This is a genomic window from Bradyrhizobium sp. 87 (genome assembly GCF_023073015.1).
Classification (GTDB): domain Bacteria; phylum Pseudomonadota; class Alphaproteobacteria; order Rhizobiales; family Xanthobacteraceae; genus Bradyrhizobium; species Bradyrhizobium canariense_D.
Genome location: NZ_JADPIQ010000062.1, coordinates 42,025 through 60,375 on the forward strand (window position 1 = coordinate 42,025; position 18,351 = coordinate 60,375).

13 protein-coding genes and 2 pseudogenes are annotated in these 18,351 nt (G+C 61.7%); 8 read left to right on the forward strand and 7 right to left on the reverse strand.

Annotated elements, in window-relative coordinates; genetic code table 11:
* The first annotated feature begins 205 nt into the window (after positions 1–205).
* The 5 genes from IVB50_RS15655 (at position 206) to IVB50_RS15675 (ending at position 7,256) form a co-directional block, all read left to right on the forward strand.
* Positions 206–1,741 carry a sugar ABC transporter ATP-binding protein gene (locus IVB50_RS15655; RefSeq protein WP_247296316.1) on the forward strand — a complete coding sequence of 512 codons (1,536 nt, stop codon included), beginning with the start codon at positions 206–208 and terminating at the stop codon, positions 1,739–1,741.
* The gene (locus IVB50_RS15660) at positions 1,734–2,789 is read left to right on the forward strand and encodes a ribose ABC transporter permease (protein ID WP_018458272.1); all 1,056 of its coding nucleotides are present in this window, start codon (positions 1,734–1,736) and stop codon (positions 2,787–2,789) included. Before IVB50_RS15655 ends, IVB50_RS15660 begins: the two co-directional genes overlap by 8 nt.
* 153 nt (positions 2,790–2,942) lie before the next feature.
* Positions 2,943–3,890 carry an ABC transporter substrate-binding protein gene (locus IVB50_RS15665; protein ID WP_247296318.1) on the forward strand — a complete coding sequence of 316 codons (948 nt, stop codon included), beginning with the start codon at positions 2,943–2,945 and terminating at the stop codon, positions 3,888–3,890.
* Between the two features lie 984 nt (positions 3,891–4,874).
* Positions 4,875–5,822 carry a phosphatase PAP2 family protein gene (locus IVB50_RS15670; protein ID WP_204510532.1) on the forward strand — a complete coding sequence of 316 codons (948 nt, stop codon included), beginning with the start codon at positions 4,875–4,877 and terminating at the stop codon, positions 5,820–5,822.
* A 342-nt stretch (positions 5,823–6,164) separates the two neighbouring features.
* Entirely contained in the window at positions 6,165–7,256 is a 1,092-nt protein-coding gene (locus IVB50_RS15675) for a PAS domain-containing sensor histidine kinase (RefSeq protein ID WP_204510533.1), read from the forward strand.
* 160 nt (positions 7,257–7,416) lie between these two features.
* On the opposite strand, the gene IVB50_RS15680 is transcribed toward IVB50_RS15675, so the two are convergent.
* The 5 genes and pseudogenes from IVB50_RS15680 to IVB50_RS15705 form a co-directional block, all read right to left on the reverse strand.
* Complete coding sequence (locus IVB50_RS15680) at positions 7,417–9,147, reverse strand: adenylate/guanylate cyclase domain-containing protein (RefSeq protein WP_247296320.1); 1,731 nt, start codon at positions 9,145–9,147, stop codon at positions 7,417–7,419.
* Positions 9,148–9,277: 130 nt separating this feature from the next.
* Complete coding sequence (locus tag IVB50_RS42700; RefSeq protein ID WP_204510535.1) at positions 9,278–10,684, reverse strand: invasion associated locus B family protein; 1,407 nt, start codon at positions 10,682–10,684, stop codon at positions 9,278–9,280.
* Positions 10,685–11,042: 358 nt separating this feature from the next.
* Positions 11,043–11,392: pseudogene (locus tag IVB50_RS15695) on the reverse strand (hypothetical protein).
* A 407-nt stretch (positions 11,393–11,799) separates the two neighbouring features.
* Complete coding sequence (locus IVB50_RS15700) at positions 11,800–12,081, reverse strand: HGGxSTG domain-containing protein (RefSeq protein WP_204510536.1); 282 nt, start codon at positions 12,079–12,081, stop codon at positions 11,800–11,802.
* Positions 12,078–12,734, reverse strand: a complete 657-nt coding sequence (locus IVB50_RS15705) for a hypothetical protein (protein ID WP_204510537.1) — start codon at positions 12,732–12,734, stop codon at positions 12,078–12,080. Before IVB50_RS15705 ends, IVB50_RS15700 begins: the two co-directional genes overlap by 4 nt.
* Before the next feature lie 442 nt (positions 12,735–13,176).
* Here IVB50_RS15705 and IVB50_RS15710 point away from each other — a divergent pair, with 442 nt between their 5' ends.
* Positions 13,177–14,151, forward strand: coding sequence for a tripartite tricarboxylate transporter substrate binding protein (locus tag IVB50_RS15710; RefSeq protein ID WP_204510538.1), 975 nt, complete (start codon positions 13,177–13,179; stop codon positions 14,149–14,151).
* On the opposite strand, the gene IVB50_RS15715 is transcribed toward IVB50_RS15710, so the two are convergent.
* The gene (locus IVB50_RS15715) at positions 14,138–14,620 is read right to left on the reverse strand and encodes an NUDIX domain-containing protein (protein ID WP_085352065.1); all 483 of its coding nucleotides are present in this window, start codon (positions 14,618–14,620) and stop codon (positions 14,138–14,140) included. The genes IVB50_RS15710 and IVB50_RS15715 overlap by 14 nt on opposite strands.
* Before the next feature lie 102 nt (positions 14,621–14,722).
* Here IVB50_RS15715 and IVB50_RS15720 point away from each other — a divergent pair, with 102 nt between their 5' ends.
* Positions 14,723–15,847 carry a DUF1236 domain-containing protein gene (locus tag IVB50_RS15720; RefSeq protein ID WP_204510539.1) on the forward strand — a complete coding sequence of 375 codons (1,125 nt, stop codon included), beginning with the start codon at positions 14,723–14,725 and terminating at the stop codon, positions 15,845–15,847.
* Between the two features lie 49 nt (positions 15,848–15,896).
* On the opposite strand, the gene IVB50_RS15725 is transcribed toward IVB50_RS15720, so the two are convergent.
* On the reverse strand, positions 15,897–16,853 hold the full coding sequence (locus tag IVB50_RS15725) for a lytic transglycosylase domain-containing protein (RefSeq protein WP_018457183.1): 957 nt from the start codon (positions 16,851–16,853) through the stop codon (positions 15,897–15,899).
* Positions 16,854–17,036: 183 nt separating this feature from the next.
* Here IVB50_RS15725 and IVB50_RS15730 point away from each other — a divergent pair.
* Positions 17,037–18,063: pseudogene (locus tag IVB50_RS15730) on the forward strand (L,D-transpeptidase family protein).
* Positions 18,064–18,351: the final 288 nt, after the last annotated feature.

The following is an 18,351-nucleotide window of genomic DNA, read 5'->3' on the forward strand; positions in this document are numbered from 1 at the left end:
ATACGCGATGATGTGGCGAAGAAAAGGCATCACGCGCGGGATCGGTTCCGTCTGCAAAAGATAAAAGCAGCGCCGGACCGTTGGTCGGTATGCCGGAGGTATTGCCCTGCGCCACAACCTTTTGTTTAATGCTTGCGCGCGCGCCAGGGACCAACGAGACGCGGGTGAGAGTGCGATGCCGCCGTCGGCGCATCGGGGAGGTGTGATGAGCGAGCCCATCCTCGAGATGCGCCGGGTCTCTAAATCGTTCTTCAGCATCAAGGCGCTGCGCGACGTCGACCTCACCGTCTACGCGGGCGAAATCCACGCTTTGATGGGCGAGAACGGCGCCGGCAAATCCACCCTGATGAAGATCCTGTCGGGCGCCTACCGGCCGGACCCGGGCAGCGAAATCCGCATCGACGGCCAGCCCGTGCAGATCAGCGGTCCGCTCGGCGGCCGCGCAGCCGGCATCGCGATCATCTATCAGGAACTCTCGCTCGCCCCCAACCTGAGCGTTGCGGAGAATATCTATCTCGGTCGCGAGGTCTCCCGCGGCGGCTTGCTGGCGCGCGAGGCGATGCAGGCCGGCGTCGGTCCGATCCTGGCGCGGCTCGGCGCGGATTTCACGCCGCAGACGCAGGTCGCCAATCTCTCGATGGGCCAGCGCCAACTGGTCGAGATCGCGCGCTCGCTGCACGCCCGCTCCAGGATCCTGATCATGGACGAGCCGACCACCGCGTTGTCGGCCGGTGAGAGCGAAAGGCTGTTCGCGCTGATCCGCCAGCTGCGCGCCGAAGGTCTCGCCATCATCTACATCTCGCATCGCATGGACGAGGTCTATGCGCTCGGCGACCGCGTCACGGTGCTGCGTGACGGCACGCTGGTCGGCTCGCTCGACAAGGCAGACATCCGTGCCGACACCATCGTCCGGATGATGGTGGGACGCGACGTCTCGTCCTTCTACAAGAAGGAGCATGATCCCAGGAACGATCCCAACGCGCGCTCGGGAGCTCCCGTGCTTGCGGCCGTCGACATCGCCGACGGCAGGCGCGTCAAGGGATGTTCGCTGACGGTGCATGCGGGCGAGGTGGTAGGGCTTGCCGGCCTGGTCGGCGCCGGCCGCACCGAGCTTGCGCACCTCATCATCGGCGCCGCGCCCATGATCTCCGGCCATGTCGAGATCGAGGAGCGCGCGGCCTCCATCCGCACGCCCGGTGAGGCGCTGGACGCCGGCATTGCCTACCTCACCGAGGACAGGAAGGCGCTCGGCCTGTTCCTCGACATGTCCTGCCTCGACAACATCAATCTCGCGGTGCTCGGCCGCGATGCGAAATTCGGCGGCATTCTCGACCGCGACAAGGCCCGTGACCGCGCCAAGCGCGCGTTCGCGGGGCTCGGCATCCGCGCTGCGAATGTCGGTGTTCCCGCCGGCGGGCTCTCCGGCGGCAACCAGCAGAAAGTGCTGCTGTCGCGGCTGCTCGCGATCGGCCCGAAGATCCTGATCCTCGACGAGCCGACGCGCGGTGTCGACGTCGGCGCCAAGTCCGAGATCTATTCGATCATCGACAATCTCGCGAAGTCGGGCACCGCGGTTCTCGTCATCTCGTCCGACCTGCCCGAGATCATCGGCATCTGCGACCGTGTCATCGTGATGCGCGCGGGACATATCGCCGGGCAGATCCGGCGCGACGCGACATCGCCGCTCAATCAGGAGGAGATCATGGCCCTCGCCACCGGAACGGAGCAGCTCGATGCCTGAGAACGGCGCTTCCGCCAACACCGCCCCCGCCAAAGCCGTCCCCGTCGCGCCCGGTCTTGCCGCCGCGCAGGAGACGAAGCGGCAGCGGACGCGGATGATCATTCGCGCGGTCGGCATGCTGCCGGTGCTGCTGCTCTTGTGCATCGGCTTTCACGTGCTGTCGGACGGCCGCTTCTTCACCGGCCAGAACATCGGCATCGTGGTGCAGCAGTCCGCGGTCAATACCGTGCTGGCCGCAGGCATGACCTTCGTCATCCTCACCGGCGGCATCGACCTGTCGGTCGGCTCCATCTTGGCGGCGGCGGCGATGGCCGGGCTGATCATCTCCAAATTTCCCGATCTCGGGGCACTGTGGTTGCCGGCCGCGGTGCTCACCGGCACCGTCTTCGGCATTCTCAACGGCGGCTTGATCGCGCTGTTGCGCCTGCCGCCCTTCATCGTCACTCTGGGATCGTTGACCGCCGTGCGCGGCGCGGCGCGCCTGCTCGGCGCCGACACCACGGTGTTCAATCCGTCGATCCCCTATGCCTTCATCGGCAACGGTGCTCTGACCCTCATTCCCGGCGTATTGTCGATTCCCTGGCTCTGGGTGATCGCGTTGCTGGTCATCCTGGTGTCGTGGCTGGTGCTCAAGCGTACCGTGCTCGGGGTGCATATCTACGCGGTCGGCGGCAATGAGAGCGCGGCGCGGCTCGCCGGCATCAAGGTCTGGGCCGTGTTGATTTTCGTCTACGGCGTGTCCGGCCTGCTCGCGGGCCTCGGCGGCGCGATGCAGGCAGCGCGCCTCTACGCCGCCAATGGCCTGCAGCTCGGCCAGTCCTACGAACTCGACGCCATCACCGCCGTGATCCTGGGCGGCACCTCCTTTGTCGGCGGCATCGGCTCGATCTGGGGAACGCTGGTCGGCGCGCTGATCATTGCCGTGTTGTCGAACGGCCTGATCCTGATCGGCGTGTCCGACGTCTGGCAATATGTGATCAAGGGTCTGGTCATCATCGGCGCGGTGGCGCTGGACCGCTATCGGCTGCAGGGCTCGGCTCGGACTTGAGAGCATGATCCGAAAAAGTGCGAAGCGGTTTTTCGAAAGGATCATGCTCAAACAAGGAGCATGAAAATGCAGCCGGCACCGCGCCGTCATGTTCATTCCGTCACGGCAACTGGTCGCCGCGCCGGAGCTTCAAACAGACCAGGGAGGAAGCCAATGTTGAAGTCGATCTCGCTTGCCGGCGCCGCGATGGCGCTCGTCCTGAGCTCCGCGCCGTCCTACGCCAAGGAGCTTAAGTCGATCGGCATTTCGCTGGGCTCGCTCGGCAATCCATTCTTCGTCGCGTTGTCGAAGGGCGCCGAGTTCGAGGCCAAGAAGACCAACCCCAACGTGAAGATCACGACGGTGGGCTTCGAATATGATCTCGGCAAGCAGGTCACCCAGATCGACAATTTCATCGCCGCCGGCGTCGACCTGATCCTGCTCAACCCTGGCGATCCCAAGGCGATCGGACCAGCGATCAAGAAGACGCAGGCCGCCGGCATCGTCGTCGTTGCCGTCGACACCGCGGCCGAAGGCGCCGACGCCACGGTGACCACCAACAACGTCCAGGCCGGCGAGATCTCCTGCCAGTACATCGTCGACAAGCTGGGAGGCAAGGGCGACGTGATCATCGAGAACGGCCCGCAGGTCTCCGCGGTGATCGATCGCGTCGTCGGCTGCAAGAACGTGCTCGGCAAGAATCCCGGCATCAAGGTCCTGTCCAGCGACCAGGACGGCAAGGGCTCGCGCGAAGGCGGCCTCACGGTGGCGCAGGGCTATCTGACCCGCTTCGCCAAGATCGACGCCATCTTCGCCATCAACGACCCGCAGGCGATCGGCACCGACCTCGCCGCGCGCCAGCAGCAGCGCACCGGCATCGTCATCACCGCGGTCGACGGCGCCCCCGACATCGAAGCGGCCCTCAAGGACCCGCAGGCGACGCAGATCCAGGCCTCCGCCTCGCAGGACCCGTTCTTCATGGCCCGCCGCGCCGTGCAGGTCGGCGTCAGCATTCTCAACGGCCAGAAGCCGGCGTCCACCGTCGAGCTGCTGCCGTCGAAACTCGTGACGCGCGACAATGTCGGCGAGTACAAGGGCTGGACCTCGGATCGGTCGCAGTAGCGGGCGAGAGGCGGCCGGCGCCGGATGCGGCGCTGGTCGGCTCGCGTGGCGCGGTATTGGCTAGGCGTGCAGCGGTATCTGCCGCTTGCGATAGCCAAGGTTTCCGAGTTCCTCGGCGAATGTGGTCTTGTTGGCCGTGGCTGCCTCCCTGCTTCGACTCACTGATGCCCGATGGCGGGGCCTGACGCACCAGCGGAAGATGTGGCAGCGATACCTGCAGGATGGCCCCGTTCGCATATCACCCAAAGCGGCCTGCGGAACCCGCAGGAGGTCCGGGTCTCCTTGGCGGCGCCGCGCATGCGGAAGGCTGTTTGCCAGCATTTTCGCGCGTAACTTAACGTATACTTTATAGTTCACTGCCTATTGGAGGTTGCAGAGGATTCCCGATGACCTTGAGCCTTTCTTCCGCCGCCACCACGTTGGGTCGCCTAGCCCGGGACGAGCGCGGCAATATCGCCGTCATCTTCGCCATCGCCTTGTTGCCGGTCTTGTCATTCGTCGGCGCTGCAGCGAAATCGACGCCGCCTTCACCCAGATCGGCACATCCATTTCCAAGCTGCGCGTTTCGAAGTAGCCCCACATATCCATTTTGCTTGATATTGGCCCGGGGAAGCAAAGGCTGAAACAGCAGGCAGAGCCCGCCAAGGGCGAAATCGCATCCTCACGTGAGCGCCAACGCGGGTCACATGTTGGCTCGGCGGCTGACCTTCGCGCGAGCGATCGTGACGTCCGTTCGCGAGCTAGACCGGACCGTCGCTCATGCAAAGCGGAGTCGCAGTTTTGACCCGAAGCGGACGTGAGCTCCCTCGGAGCCTACGGTCAGCCGATGATTCAATGCGAACACGCGTAGTCAGATTTGATGAGCAGCGCGGAACCCATCGAGTTCAACACGCGGAAATTGTGTGAGCCAAATTAAACAATCATTAGATGAGCACCAGATATTGATGCTCCAGAAGGGGTCAGGGATCCCGAACGATGCGATAGATGGACAGAGTGATGCGAAATGAAGGCTTTGTCTTTGCCGTCCTCAATGCTTATCGGTTCAGCGAAATTCTGCGCTTGTGGATCGCAATTGCGATTGTTGCAGCCGTTGACCTCGTATGGCTTCGCGCCGCTGGGATGACGATGGCTATCGATCCGACGCAAGCGATTGCGTTCTGTGCTGCTGCTCTTCTCTCCTTTGTTTACACGAGGTTGAGGCCGGATCGGCGTATCGCTGAGCTTGCCACGGCTTTGGCTCAGATCATTGCCTTTACGGTCGTGGGCGCGATCCTGAGTTATCTAACCATCACGGCAAAGTTTCCGTTGGTCGATTCCCAGCTGGCCGGTGTCGACACCCTGCTGAGACTGAATTGGCTGGCTTTCTTTGAGTGGGTTGAGGTCAGACCAATTATCAAAGCGGTCCTCGCAGTCGCGTATCACAGCTGTATGCTGCAGGTCGCCATCTTGTTGGTGTGGCTGAGTGCGTGCGGGCGATTTGAAAGGATGCGAGAGTTTGTTTGGCTGTTCGTAACATCGCTCCTCGTGATTCTTCCGATCTCATGGAGACTGCCGGCAGCGAGCGCATGGGTCTACTTTGGCGTCGTCGAACGCGTCGACGCGTATCATTTGATCGATTTCAACGCACTCCGAAGCGGCGAGATGACACGCATTTCGTTGACGCACGTGAATGGTCTGATCACATTTCCTTCGTTCCACGCTGCGCTGGCCACAATACTTATATACGCCAGCCGAGGCATGAAGATGCTTTTCCCACTATACCTTGTCTTGAACTTGCTGATGCTTGCTGCAACACCTACTGTAGGCGGCCACTATTTCATCGATATCATCGCCGGTGCGGGCATCGTTCTCTGCCTCGCTTGCCTTCGACAGCTTCGCTGGGGCGTTTTGTTTGCGCGATGGAACACCTCGCCATCGCACGCGGCCGGATAGTCATCCACGCTCTGCAAGCGACAGAGCGATTTGTCTTGGCAGAGGTCATCAAACGACAAACAGATTGAAGTTCGCTTGTGGCCTGAAGGCGAAGGTCGCCATCGCCTGCGGTACACCGGAGCGGGGGCCAGCCGACATCGAGAACACGCGGGCAAACTGACCCGGAACGGACATCGCCAGGGTCTGGTCGATGTCGCCGGCGCGCCCGGTGTAGTGGCACCCCCATCTGGCCCGAAACTGATCTATCGCAGCGCCCGGCGTGGACCGCTTTGACCAACCATCGACATTGCATTGCCGAGAATTTTGGCTTTACGCTTGGGCAACGTGTCAGGAGTTGCGCGCATGGGCGGGGACACAGGTAGCCTTTTCTTGTCGGGGGGCGGCGAGATGGGCGCTCTCACAAGAGCGTTTGACTGGTCAAAAACATCGCTCGGCTCGCCGGAAGCGTGGCCGCAAAGTCTTCGGGTCACGGTGCGGCTCGTTCTTACCTCACGCCACCCGATGTTCATTTGGTGGGGACCAGACCTCATCCAGTTCTATAACGATGCGTATCGCGAAACGATGGGTCCCGAGCGGCATCCGAGCGCCTTGGGCGCGGGCGGCCGTGAATGCTGGGATGAAATATGGGACATCATTGGTCCCCAGATTGAATACGTCATGGCAGGTAAGGGGGCGACGTGGCATGAGGATCAATTGGTGCCTGTAACCCGCCACGGTCGGCGCGAGGATGTCTGGTGGACGTACAGCTTCGGTCCAATTGACCTTGAAGATAAAGTCGGCGGCGTACTCGTTGTCTGTAAAGACGTCACCTCCGAGCACATGGCAAGGGAAGCCCTGAAGCTTATCAACGAAGAGCTAAAGCACCGGTTCAAGAACACCTTTGCTGTGCTTGGTGCTGTTGCCAGCCAAACATTTCGTGACGTATCGAGCCGCGCCGATCTTGAAAAGTATAAGGCACGACTTGCCGCGTTCGGACGAGCACACGCCTTGCTGACTGCGGCGAATTGGGCTGCCGCCCCACTTCGAGATGTCGTCAACACCGCCCTGAGCCCTTACAGAACAGGCGAAGGCCGGATCACGACGTCCGGTCCTCCGCTTGTTCTCGGATCGCGGCAGGCTCTCGCCCTTTCCTTAGCGGTTCACGAGCTCGCCACCAATGCAGTGAAGTATGGCGCTCTGAGCGTGACAAGCGGCCGGGTGTCCATCGTGTGGGCAACCGAAGGTCAGGCGGGTGATCAAAAATTTGTCTTCGTCTGGCAGGAATCCGGCGGTCCATCTGTGTCGGAGCCCGCCGATAAAGGCTTCGGCTCGCAACTCATTTCGGGGGCGCTGGCATACGACTTCAGAGGGTCGGTTGCGGTGTCCTATGAATCGACCGGACTCACTTGCCGCCTCACGGCTCCGCTCGAAAATCTGGAAATGTCACCACAATAGCGGGAGCTTTTACCCGACCCATGTTGACTGCCGCGAGGACGAGGAGCCCCTCACGGGCCCGCCGTCATGTCGGGTCCTGTCCCGTAGCTGACCTGCCGCGCGCAGCCGGTGGAGGACCGCTTGTGACCCATTGGAGACGTCCGCCGTATCAGCCCGGCGCTCATTTTTCGATGTGCCACGACCCGTCCCAGTCGTTCGGAGGCGGTTCTGCTTTGAAGCTTCCGATGCGCTCGATTAGGGCCCTTGCAGGCCCGTCGTCGGGCATCGCTTCAAGCGACGCATTGAACGCAGCAAGCGCATCATCCCATCGCCGGTTGCGATAGTTCGAGAGCCCTTCCAGATACTTGTCCCGCAAGACCAGTTGTTGTGGCGTGACATCAGCTCGGCTTCCGAGGATTTCAAAAACGGCCTCGAAACGAGTTTGACCCGCCACCACAATGCGATCGATCTCCCGCGCCTCAAGTGAAGTGCCCACGGCAGCAATAGTTCTTTCGGAAACGAGATTGCGGATGCCGTACACCTTGTTCGCGCCTTCCAGCCGCGAGGCGAGGTTCACCACATCGCCCATGACGGTGTAGCTCATCATCACGTCGGAGCCGATGCTGCCGACCAGCGCCTCGCCGGTCGCGATCCCGATCCTTAGATCGCATTGCTTCATTGGAGTTGCGCGAACGCCAAGTAGCTCAGGAATCTCCTCGCGTAATTTTCCGATACGTTCGATCATTTCCAGGGAGGCGGGGCATGCAAGGCGGGCATGATCGGCCTCGTCGACGAAAGGTGGGCCCCAATAAGCCATGATGCCGTCGCCGATATACTTGTCGATGATCCCTCGGTTGTTCCGGATTGGTTCGGACATGACCGAAAGGTAGTGGTTCATGACCTTGACGAGACCTTGCGGGGTCATGCCTTCGCTAAGGCTGGTGAAGCCCTTCAAGTCGCAGAACAACACAGTCATCACCCGGCGCTGGCCTTCGGCGGCCGTCAAATTTGGGTGATCGATCAGCCCTTCAACGACGCGCGGATCGATGTATTTTCCGAATGTTTCCTTGATGCGTTGGTTGTTGCGCAATTGCACAACCATTCGATTGAAGGCGGCAGCCAGTTGTCCGATTTCGTCAGTCGCCCTTACATCGATTGATTGATCGAGCTGACCCGCTTCCACCGCGCGGGCACCTTCAAGCAATAGTCGGACAGAGCGAATGATGCCGCCGCTGACCAGATTGGCGAAGATCAATCCGACGATTGAGGCAAGCAGCGTCACGATGGCCGAGGTCAGGGCTACCCGGGTTTGTTCCGACCTTATTTTTGCGATGGCCCCATCGCTGACGGTCAACATACTCAACCGAATAGCGTTGATTTTCTCATCCAGCTCGTCGCGAACAGCGTCTGCTCGCGCAAGGCTGCGTCTGACCGCTGCAAAGTCTCTGGCCTCAAGGTGTGAAAGTAACTCTCCGGTTTCTTGCTTCAGTTGGCGGCGAGTATCGCTCAGATTTTCAATCCGGTTTTCGATGCGCGCCAGGGCTGCATTGTCCGAGGGTGTACTTGCGTCCTCAATGATCGAATTGATCAGTGTCCGCGCGGCTTGCGCTTTGCTTTCGACCTCGGCTCCCTTCTCGTTGTAGAGCTCCAAGCGGGCTCTATATCCGAGCACATCGGGCGGCTCCTGCATCTTCGCGATCACCATGCGGCGGACTGCGAGACCTCGTTCCAGAGACAGAGTATTGATCCGCGTTAGATGCCCGTTGATCGGCGCGTACCGTGCAGAGAGTTCATCAAGCAGATGGCCGACCCGCCTGACCATCACTATCGATAGGACCGACGTCGCCAGCATGAGGATGATCAATCCGACGGAGATCGCAACAATCCGCCGCCGTATCGACTGCTTGATCATCGATCCGGAGAATTTCTTCAATCCTTTAAGAGCAGGAATCTTTGAATGTCTCGTGCTCCGTAGAGAAACGTCCGATGTACTCACAGTCGAGCTTCCTTTCGGTCAGCCCCGTCAGGCGGTCCAACTTCATTCATTCTTCAGTCAGGCTGAAATCGAAAGTTTCGGCAGGCGGGTCTTGGTGAACAGCCCCGAACTGGCTCAGCGGCAACTTTATCGTCACCGAAGAGGAGTAAAGGTCTGTGAGTTCGAGTTTGAGCTGTTGGCCGGCTTCCATTTGAGCCGCCACCGTTGGTTCAATTCCACGTGCTGCGATGCAGATGTTGGTGAGACACCAGGTGAAAGGAACCTGGACAGGACTGCCTTGATCTACCGTCACCTTGACTCCCTGCTGCAGATTTGCCCCTTGCGGAACGAACAGCTGCAGGCGAGCGGGACCGTCAGCTCGTTCGATCAGATCGACACGGGCCACGATCTGATCGAGATCGTCCGTGGCGGTTGACGTCGATCGGCATATGTTGGTTCGATCGGATGAGGCGAAACAAAGCTTTTTCCAGGTTGAGAAATGGATGTTCTCAGGCAGCCGCAATCGTGGCGGCTTCGACGGAGGCTCCCGCTGGGCAGAAGGGCCGTTGACTGGCTGCCCAAGCGGCGGAGCGGTCGCTGAATGCTTCTCCAGAAATTGCGATACCAAGGGCGACCAGATCGGCACCGCGTCGGCGAAATCGATCATGAAGTGCCCGTCGGTCCCAAAGGACGGGAGCATACGATAATCGGCATTTCCGCCCGCTTCGACAAAGGCCTGATGCATCCTCATCGTCAATTCCGGACCGAAGTAGCTGTCGTTTTCCGCGTAGATCCAAAGCATCGGTACGCGTGCGGTGCGGCCGAATTCGCTGGTGGCGGCAACGAGCTTGTCGGGAGCACAATTGTTGTTGGGTTTGCCGTCAACTCGGCCTCCGCGTCCCGCTGCAAAGGTAATGATGGCCTGAACTGATGACGGGTTTAGGCTCCCAAGAGCAATCGAGCCCCATCCGCCGCCCGACTGGCCAACGACGATGACCTTACCCGGCTGGATCATCTTCTTCTTGCTCATGTAGTCGATGACCCACTCGTTCAGAGTGGCGATGGCGAGCCCGGGACCACGGAAGTTTGGGTTGTCGCAGCTACCGACGTGGGCAAAGACGGCTCCGTAGAGACCCTGATCTTTATCATCGAGACTGCTGGCCCCGTACCTGACGGGCGAGATGACCACATAACCGCGACGTGCAAACCAACGTGCCGCGTCCCGATACTCGATCGCCGGAAACATCGTCCGCTGGTTGGCTTCCAGCGAAATTCCATGGTTCATAACCACTAGCGGAAACGGACCATCTCCGACCGGCCGTACCAGGAAGGCAAGCACCGGCAGTGGAAACGGCAGCGCCCAAATTTCCTCTTGGATTACTTGTCCCGCAGTTCGGTCATCTGCCGCGGCTGGGGAATGGACTGCCGAGGGGAAAGCCAGCAAAAGAAGAATGGCCAGCAAGTGCTTCAGCATCTTCTTTCTCCGACGATCTGGTCTGGGTCTGACGCTAGGTCTCGGAGGCAGGAATCCGTTGATTTGGATCAAAGCGACCAACCGCAAGTTCCCGACGTCGTGCGGCTTAGTGGCCTAGCAAAAAAAGCGTCGTCGGAAACTCGGATGAGCGTGCACGGCCTTTCATGCGGCTCCTGGCTTTTTGACGGCCTTAGGGCCTGTTTCGAGCTTTAACCCCGCCGCCGCTATCGTCGTTGGTCTGCTTGTGGGCCTGAAGGCGAAGTATCCGGCACGCCGGCAGCTAGGGCCATAGCGGACATCGAGAATACGCGGGCAAATCGGTGCGAATGACCCGAAGCGGAGCACCTTGAAAGTGAGGTCAAGTCATGAATCCGGGCATGAAGCATCGGACGCGCGGATGGCCGTCTATGTAATGCCTCCAGACCATTGTACGGCCGAAGCGGTTTGGTTCTGTGACAACCGCACCGTCAGGTACGAGCACCCATTCGCCGTCGATGAGGACGCGGTAACGGCCCCGACTGGACTCCCAATCGGCATCGGACACTATGTATCCGTCGGCATCAGTACAGCACTTTCCAAATTCGCTCTGCAAGCTTTCAAACCAAGACTTCAGCGCAGAGTGGTCGTATCGGCCATCGTCGCTGCAAGGACCGGCGTCAGTAGCAACGCTGAACCCAGCAACGATGCCGCAAGTTTCGCTGGAAACATCTGTTTGCCTCCGCGATATTCGCCGGCCGATCCGCTGGCTTGGTTCGGCTTAGGCTGGCAACCCGGAAACTAAATCCGTTGCAACTGCCGCTGACGATCGCTCGATGCTGTGATGGGACAGTTCATTCCCATCCCCACTGAGGTGAGTCCGGAAATTCGAGCGAAGGTTCAAATACGACAACGCTTCAACTAAAGGTCAGTGCAGCTGCTTCTTTGGCCTAGCCTGCCCTTAGCCGACCTCTGGGCTGGCGCCGAGCTTGTCCGCTCATGACGGCGTAGCCGACCAAAGCCCTCACAGACTTAAGGAAATGACCCACGGTGCATGAGTCTGCACGGCATCTGTTGCGGATCTCCACAACCGCGTTCGTCAACGACGATTGCGATCTACGGTGCGTCGCCTTTATGGCCTATTCGGCAACTCGCGACAGCTCCGCAAGGAGCTTCAACGCATCATTCAGCACGGCCCGATCCTGCGCTCGTTCAGCGGCCGCATCACCCGTGAATTCGCCATGCGTCCGCGCATTCTGATTTCCCTTCGGCGCGCCTGATCTCCGTGCGCCGCCGTGCATGCGGCAGCGAGACTTGCCGTGCACTGCAGGCGCGCGGCAGGCGAGGCCGCTGCGCGTCCCGGCGCCGCAGCGCGGGCTCGTCCACATCGCGCCGGTGTTGCGGATGTGATCGCCGCTCATGCATTGCTGCCCTGTCTGGATTCGGCCCGTTCGTATTCGCCGGCCTCACGCGGCGGGACCAGTCCTGCGGCTGCCGCAGCGTGCGGCTCCGCGACGATCATGCTGGCGTGCTGGGTCACGTTGCCCACGATCGCCCTGCCGCCGTCCTGCACCGACAAGTTCCGGACCGTGATCGCGCGCTCGCCGTTGTTGCGGTGGCGGCTGAGTGCCTCGATCTGGCTTGCGAAGGTGCGGGCCAGCCGGGTCAGCGCGCGTGTGAGGCTCTCCTGCTGCGGAATGTCGTCGGTGAGGGCGAGGCGGCAGGCAGAACGCATCGTTGCGGCGTGAACGGACACCATCTGCACTGCGAGCATGGCCTCGATCGAGTCCTTCGGCGCGATGCTCTTCACCAGCGAGATCATGAAGGCGAGATTGGCTTCATCGGGCTTCCGTCCGGTCACGCTGGCCTTCACCAATTGCTTGAGGAGACCATGCAGCGCGTCGCGATCGGCGGCGCCGAGCGCCTCCGCCAGCAGCCGTTCGCCGGCTTGGGGGTCGGCATGGCGGATCGCAATCCCCCGCTTGTAGAGCTTGATCCGCGGGCTCACGTCGGGGCCGCTGCGATCGTTTGCCGCAACCGGCAGCGTGCTGTGGCGTTTGGCAGATGTCGTCATGTGCTGTGTCCTTTGCCCGCGCGGGCTCACTGCGCGCGACATCGATCGCTCGGCTTGCGCGCCTGTGGGATTTTCGGGATGTTGATGAAGGGCTTACGCGCAATCGCCGCGCGACGCCCCATGGTCGGGCGGCGTGGACGCTGACGATTGTTGCGATGATGCCATTCTGCCGGTGTTTTGCCCGACGTGTCAAACGAAGATTGCGAAGCGCGCAATCCTCGTTCGTGCAAATCCTCGTTCGTCCAAGTTCTTGATCTCGCAAGCGTCGGCTACTGTGCATGGGGTTGTTTTTGCGTTTTTTGTTTCGAACCGGCTCCGACCTGCCGCGCGACGGAATGCCGGCCCGCAAACGCGATTGCGAAATCCGCCGCGGCCGCTCATCATGATCCGCGAAAGCGCCGCGGCCCGCAGGAGTGGCGCGATTCGTCTGGGGAGAGAACGAATGCAACGAACGCTTCGCCTGCTGGCGATCGTCGCCGGATTGTGCGTGACGACGGAGGCCTTCGCGCAAAAATATCCGGTGCGGCCGGTCAAGATCATGGTCGGCTTCAGCGCGGGCGGCCCGGTCGACGTCGTCGCGCGCATCGTCGCCGATCGGCTGAGCAACAAGCTCGGACAAGCTTTCGTGGTCGAGAACCGCGCCGGCGCCAACGGCATGATCGCGGCCGAAGGGGTCGCGCGTGCGGAAGGCGACGGCTACACGATGCTGGCCTGCAACTCCTCCACCATCACGCTCAACAAGACGCTGTTCAAGGATATCCGCTACGACCCGGAAAAGGACTTCGCGCCGCTCACCACCGTCGTGTCGGCGCCGCTCGTGCTGGTGGTCAATCCGGAGAATCCCAGGACGGCCAACATCAACACCGTCGCCGATCTCGTCGCCGCGGCAAAGGCTGCGCCCGGCGCGCTTGCCTACGGCTCGGGCGGCAACGGCAACCTTGCCCATCTCGCCATGGAGCTGCTCAGCGAGAGGGCCGGCGTCAAGATGATCCACGTGCCCTATCGCGGTGGTGCTGCGTCCGAGGTCGGTATCCTCGCGCAGGAGGTCCTGGCAGTGTTCGATCCCTTATCCGCCGTGCCGCTGGTGAAGGCCGGCAAGCTGCGCGCGCTCGCGGTGTCCTCCGCCGAGCGGCTGCCGGCGTTGCCTGATGTGCCGACCGTCGCGGAAGCCGGCTATCCCGGCTTCGACATCTCGTTCTGGGTCGGCTTCTTCATGCCGAAGGCAACCCCCGCGCCGACGCTCGAGATGCTGCACCGGGAGATCGTCGCCGCAGCCAACGATCCGCTGTTACGGGAGCGGCTGGAGACGCAGGGCGTCGTCAGCGTGCTGAGTTCGGCCGACTACGCCGCCAAGATCGCGAAGGAGATCAAGGAACTCGCCGAAGTGGTGGCGGCGGCGAACATCAAGGCGGAGTAGGGCGTCTGCTTGGCGTGCTGCCGGCCACCTGAGCCAGCCGCTCGAGCAGCGGGCGCTGTCCTGCGTTGATCTTCTCGTGCGCTGCTGCGAGCGTGAACCATTCGGCACGATCGACCTCCGGGAAGGTCTGACGTTTGCCGCTGCGTGGCGGCCATTCCATCTCGAATGTGTTGCTGCGAATGCTGCGCAAATCGACGTCGAACTCGGCCGCGAACGCGGTGACGATCTTGCCGCCGCGCTGCCTGACCTGGCCAAGCGAAGTCAGCGGCGTGGACAGCTCAAGCCCAAGCTCCTCGGCAAACTCCCGTCGCGCGGCGGTTTCTGCGTCTTCGTCTGCGTACTCGCCCTTCGGAATCGACCATGCCCCGAGGTCCTTGTTGCGCCAGAACGGTCCTCCGGGATGAACGAGCAGAACCTCGAGCTCCCCACGTTTGCGATAGGCAATGATCCCGGCGCTTTTCGATGGCATCGCAGGTTCCGTTCAGGCGGCGCATTCGGCCGGGAAAAAGTGGAACAGACGCTTTTAGCGCAGGTTAATAGCTAACGCTTTGACCGAACAAGGGAGTGAACCATGATCCGCCTGTTGGCAACGACCGCCTTAGGGCTGGTGCTGGCGAACGCCGCCTTTGCGCAATCGCCAAGCAGCAACACCAAGTCTGAGCAAACGCCGCAACCCCAGTCCAATTCCGCAGCTCCGTCCAACACGTCGCCGTCTGGCGCGGCACAAACACAGCAGTCGCGATCGCAGCCGCAGCAATCATCAACGCCCGGAGCGTCGACACAGAATACCCAGGCGACCACTCCGTCTTCCGGATCGGCCAATTCCGGCTCCGGGACCAACGCCACCAACAGCGCGGACACGTCCTCGCGGCCGCCCAGTGGTACGGCAAACTCCAACGCGGCCGGTAACCAGCCCGCCTCGCAGCAGAGCGCCAATCCGCCGGCGGCGAACTCGAACCAGACGCAGGATCGCTCCAACCCTCCGTCGAACAATACCAATCAGGCGCAGCAGGCGCCTGGTTCATCTGGTACCAACCAGGCCCAGCAATCGCCAAACACGCCGAGCAGCAATCAGGCGCAAGACCAGCGGACCGGTGCCAATTCACAGGCCGCCGCCCGCACTGACGTCAACCTCAACAAGCAGCAGGAGACCAAGATCAGCGCGTCCATCTCGCATCTCAACGTGCGGCCGCTGACCAGCGTCAATTTCTCGCTCAACGTCGGCACGGTGGTGCCGCGCGATGTCCAGCTATCGACGCTGCCACCCGATGTGGTCGAGATCGTGCCGCAATATCGCGGCTACAGCTTTGCGCTGGTGAAGGATGAAATCGTCGTGGTCGATCCGGCGACATACAAGATCGTAACCGTGCTGCCGTACTCGGGACAATCCACCGCGACAACGACGACCACGCGTGAGCGCAGCGCCAGCAAGTTTTCGGATCGCGATCGCGAAGTGATCCGCAAGCATGCGAAGACCCGCACCGAGGGACGGAGCGAACGACAGACCACCGGCAGCACCGCGCGGTCCGAAATCCATGTTGGTGACCGCGTTCCCGAGAGTGTCGAGGTCGAGGAATTCCCGAGCACCGTCTATCGGGACGCGCCCGACCTCCGCGAGTACCGCTACATCCACCGCGATACGCGGACCTATGTCGTCGAGCCCCGCGAACGCCGCATCATCGAGGAGATCGACTAGTTCGCGGCCACTGGAAGCCGCTCCATAGAGCGGCTTCCGGATTTGCGCATCAGCCCGAAGATCGTTCGCGCGCTGCAAAACGGATGGCGCGGGCCTTCGCGCTCTTTCCCGCCGCACGCGCGGCGATCATGCTGCGTGCCTTGCCGTGGGTGTTCTTCCGGATCAGAGACGCGAGCCGCTTGCGTGCGTGGCTGGCGGTCAATCGCGCCGCCAGTTGCTCGGCCTTGCGAATGATGGTGGCGACCGAGGGCGTCAGGTTCACCGGAACCCAGGCGACGTCCTTCGTCTTGGACAGGCTGCCGATGCCCTCGCAGGGTGCTTCGCGCGGCAGGTCGATCCGGATCGCGAGGGCTTCCGCGCGTTCGGTCCAGTCCTCGGCCCTGGTGCCGGTGATGATGCGGACATAGTCGCGTGTCTCACGCGGCAGCTCGCTCTCTTTGGCGAGCCATTTCTGGATTCGGCCGGGACCTGCGTTGTAGGCGGCTGCGGCAAGGCCGAGATTGCCGAAATCGTCGCGCAGCTTGCGCAGGAACTTGGCGGATGCCGGCAGCGCCTTCATCGCATCGAACGGATCATCTAGCCCGACCTCCGCTGCCGTTTCCGGCATGAACTGCGCGACGCCCTGCGCGCCGGCCTGGCTGACCTCGTTGGACTTGAAGCGGCTCTCCTGCCAGATCAAACGCGCGAAGAACGGCACGGGAATGCCGCTGGCTTCGGCAGCTCCGCGAAGCGCGTGGCAGAAGCGTTCCGTCGGCGAAACCGGCGCCTGCGCGACGGGTTCGACCGTATCCGGCGGCTCGGGGGTCTCCTCATAGGCCGCACGCGCATTGGCGAGCTCGAGGGCCTGCACGCTTGCAAGGAACAGCTCGACCACCGGAACAAGTGACGAGGCCTGAGTGTTTTGAAGAACGGCGTGATCGAAAGCTGATGGTTGGCGGGACGCCGACGGATCGAAGTCGCACATCAGAATCATGAACGCGGCGCACGCCGCGACGACAAATCGCATTGCTGGAGCAACCTCGAACTGTGGGTGAACGGCCAGCGATGCGCCGGCGATAAGGAGTTATTAACCGAGCGATTGCGGCAAAGCTGCGGTCTCGTCGGTTCCCACGGTGTTACTACGGTGTTCCCGCCGGAAACTCTTTGCTCCGCGAATTTGCGGGGGCGTTGGCGAATGGGGACGAGCGAGATGATGCGGTGGATGCTTGGCGCGGTGATTTCGCTGGCGGCGATCTCTTCGGCGCTTGCGGGCAATCTCGATGCGGCAGCGGTAAACGATGCTGCGCGTCCCGCAAAGCAACCTGCTAGCGACAAGCTCAACGCCGCGATCGTGAAGCTTCAGATTCTGCTCGACCGTGCGCGGTTCTCGCCCGGGGAGATCGACGGCAAGCTCGGAGAGAACGCGCAGAAGGCACTGAAAGCATTCGCCGAGCAGAACGGCGTTGCATCGGATAAAACGATCGCGCCCGAGCTTTGGGACAAGTTGAACGCCGCGAGCGAAGGCGCCGTCCTCGTCGAATACAAGATCACGGACGCGGATGTGAAGGGCCCGTTTCTGAAGGAGCTGCCCGGCAAGCTTGATGACATGAAGCCCTGAAGGCGCTGAGCTACACCAGCCCGCTCGAAGGGCTTGCCGAGAAATTCCACATGAGCGCCGATCTGCTCAAGGCGCTCAACCCGGCCTTCGACAAGGTGGGAGCGACCATCGTCGTTGCAAACGTTCCGGCGCGGCGAGAGCTTCCGAACATCGCGCGGCTCGACGTCGACAAAAGGAACGGGACGCTGAAAGCATTCGACCAGGGCGCCACCCTGATCGCGTTCTATCCCGCGTCAATCGGAAGTCCGGATCGTCCGACGCCGAGCGGTACGCTCAAGGTCACCAGCACCCACGAGAATCCGGTTTATCACTACAACCTGACTACAAGTTCAGAAGCGTCAAATCGAAACAGCCGTTCGATGTTCAGCCGGGCCCGAACAATCCGGTGGGAGCATACTGGATCGGCTTGTCCGCACAGGGGTACGGCATCCACGGAACGGCGGAGCCCGACAGGGTCAGCAAGTCCGCGTCGCATGGCTGCGTCAGGTTGACCAATTGGGACGTGCGCGCGCTGGGCGAGCACGTCAAGCGCGGCACACCGGTGGTCTTTCTGGATGCGCCGACGGACTCCTCGTCCGAGCAGCGGCGGAAGTCCGGCGGTAGGCGCGCCTCGAACTAGTCTTTGGGAAAGTCCTTGCGCATCGCGATTTCGGCGGCATCACCGGGCGACAGCACGGTCTGGTCGAACGCTGCTTGCCCTCGTCATGATATCGTAGAGCGAGATGCCCTTGATGGCTTGCCCATGAGCTCGCGGACGCAGTCGGCGAGCGTGCCGTTGTAGACGGGATAGGGCGGACCTCGATCCTTTTGCCTCTGGCCCTTCAGCGACGGTCACTTCTTCAGTTCGGCCGGCGCGTCATAGGCGACCGGCGATATCTCTTTGAACATGCGCTTGGCCCTGAAGGCG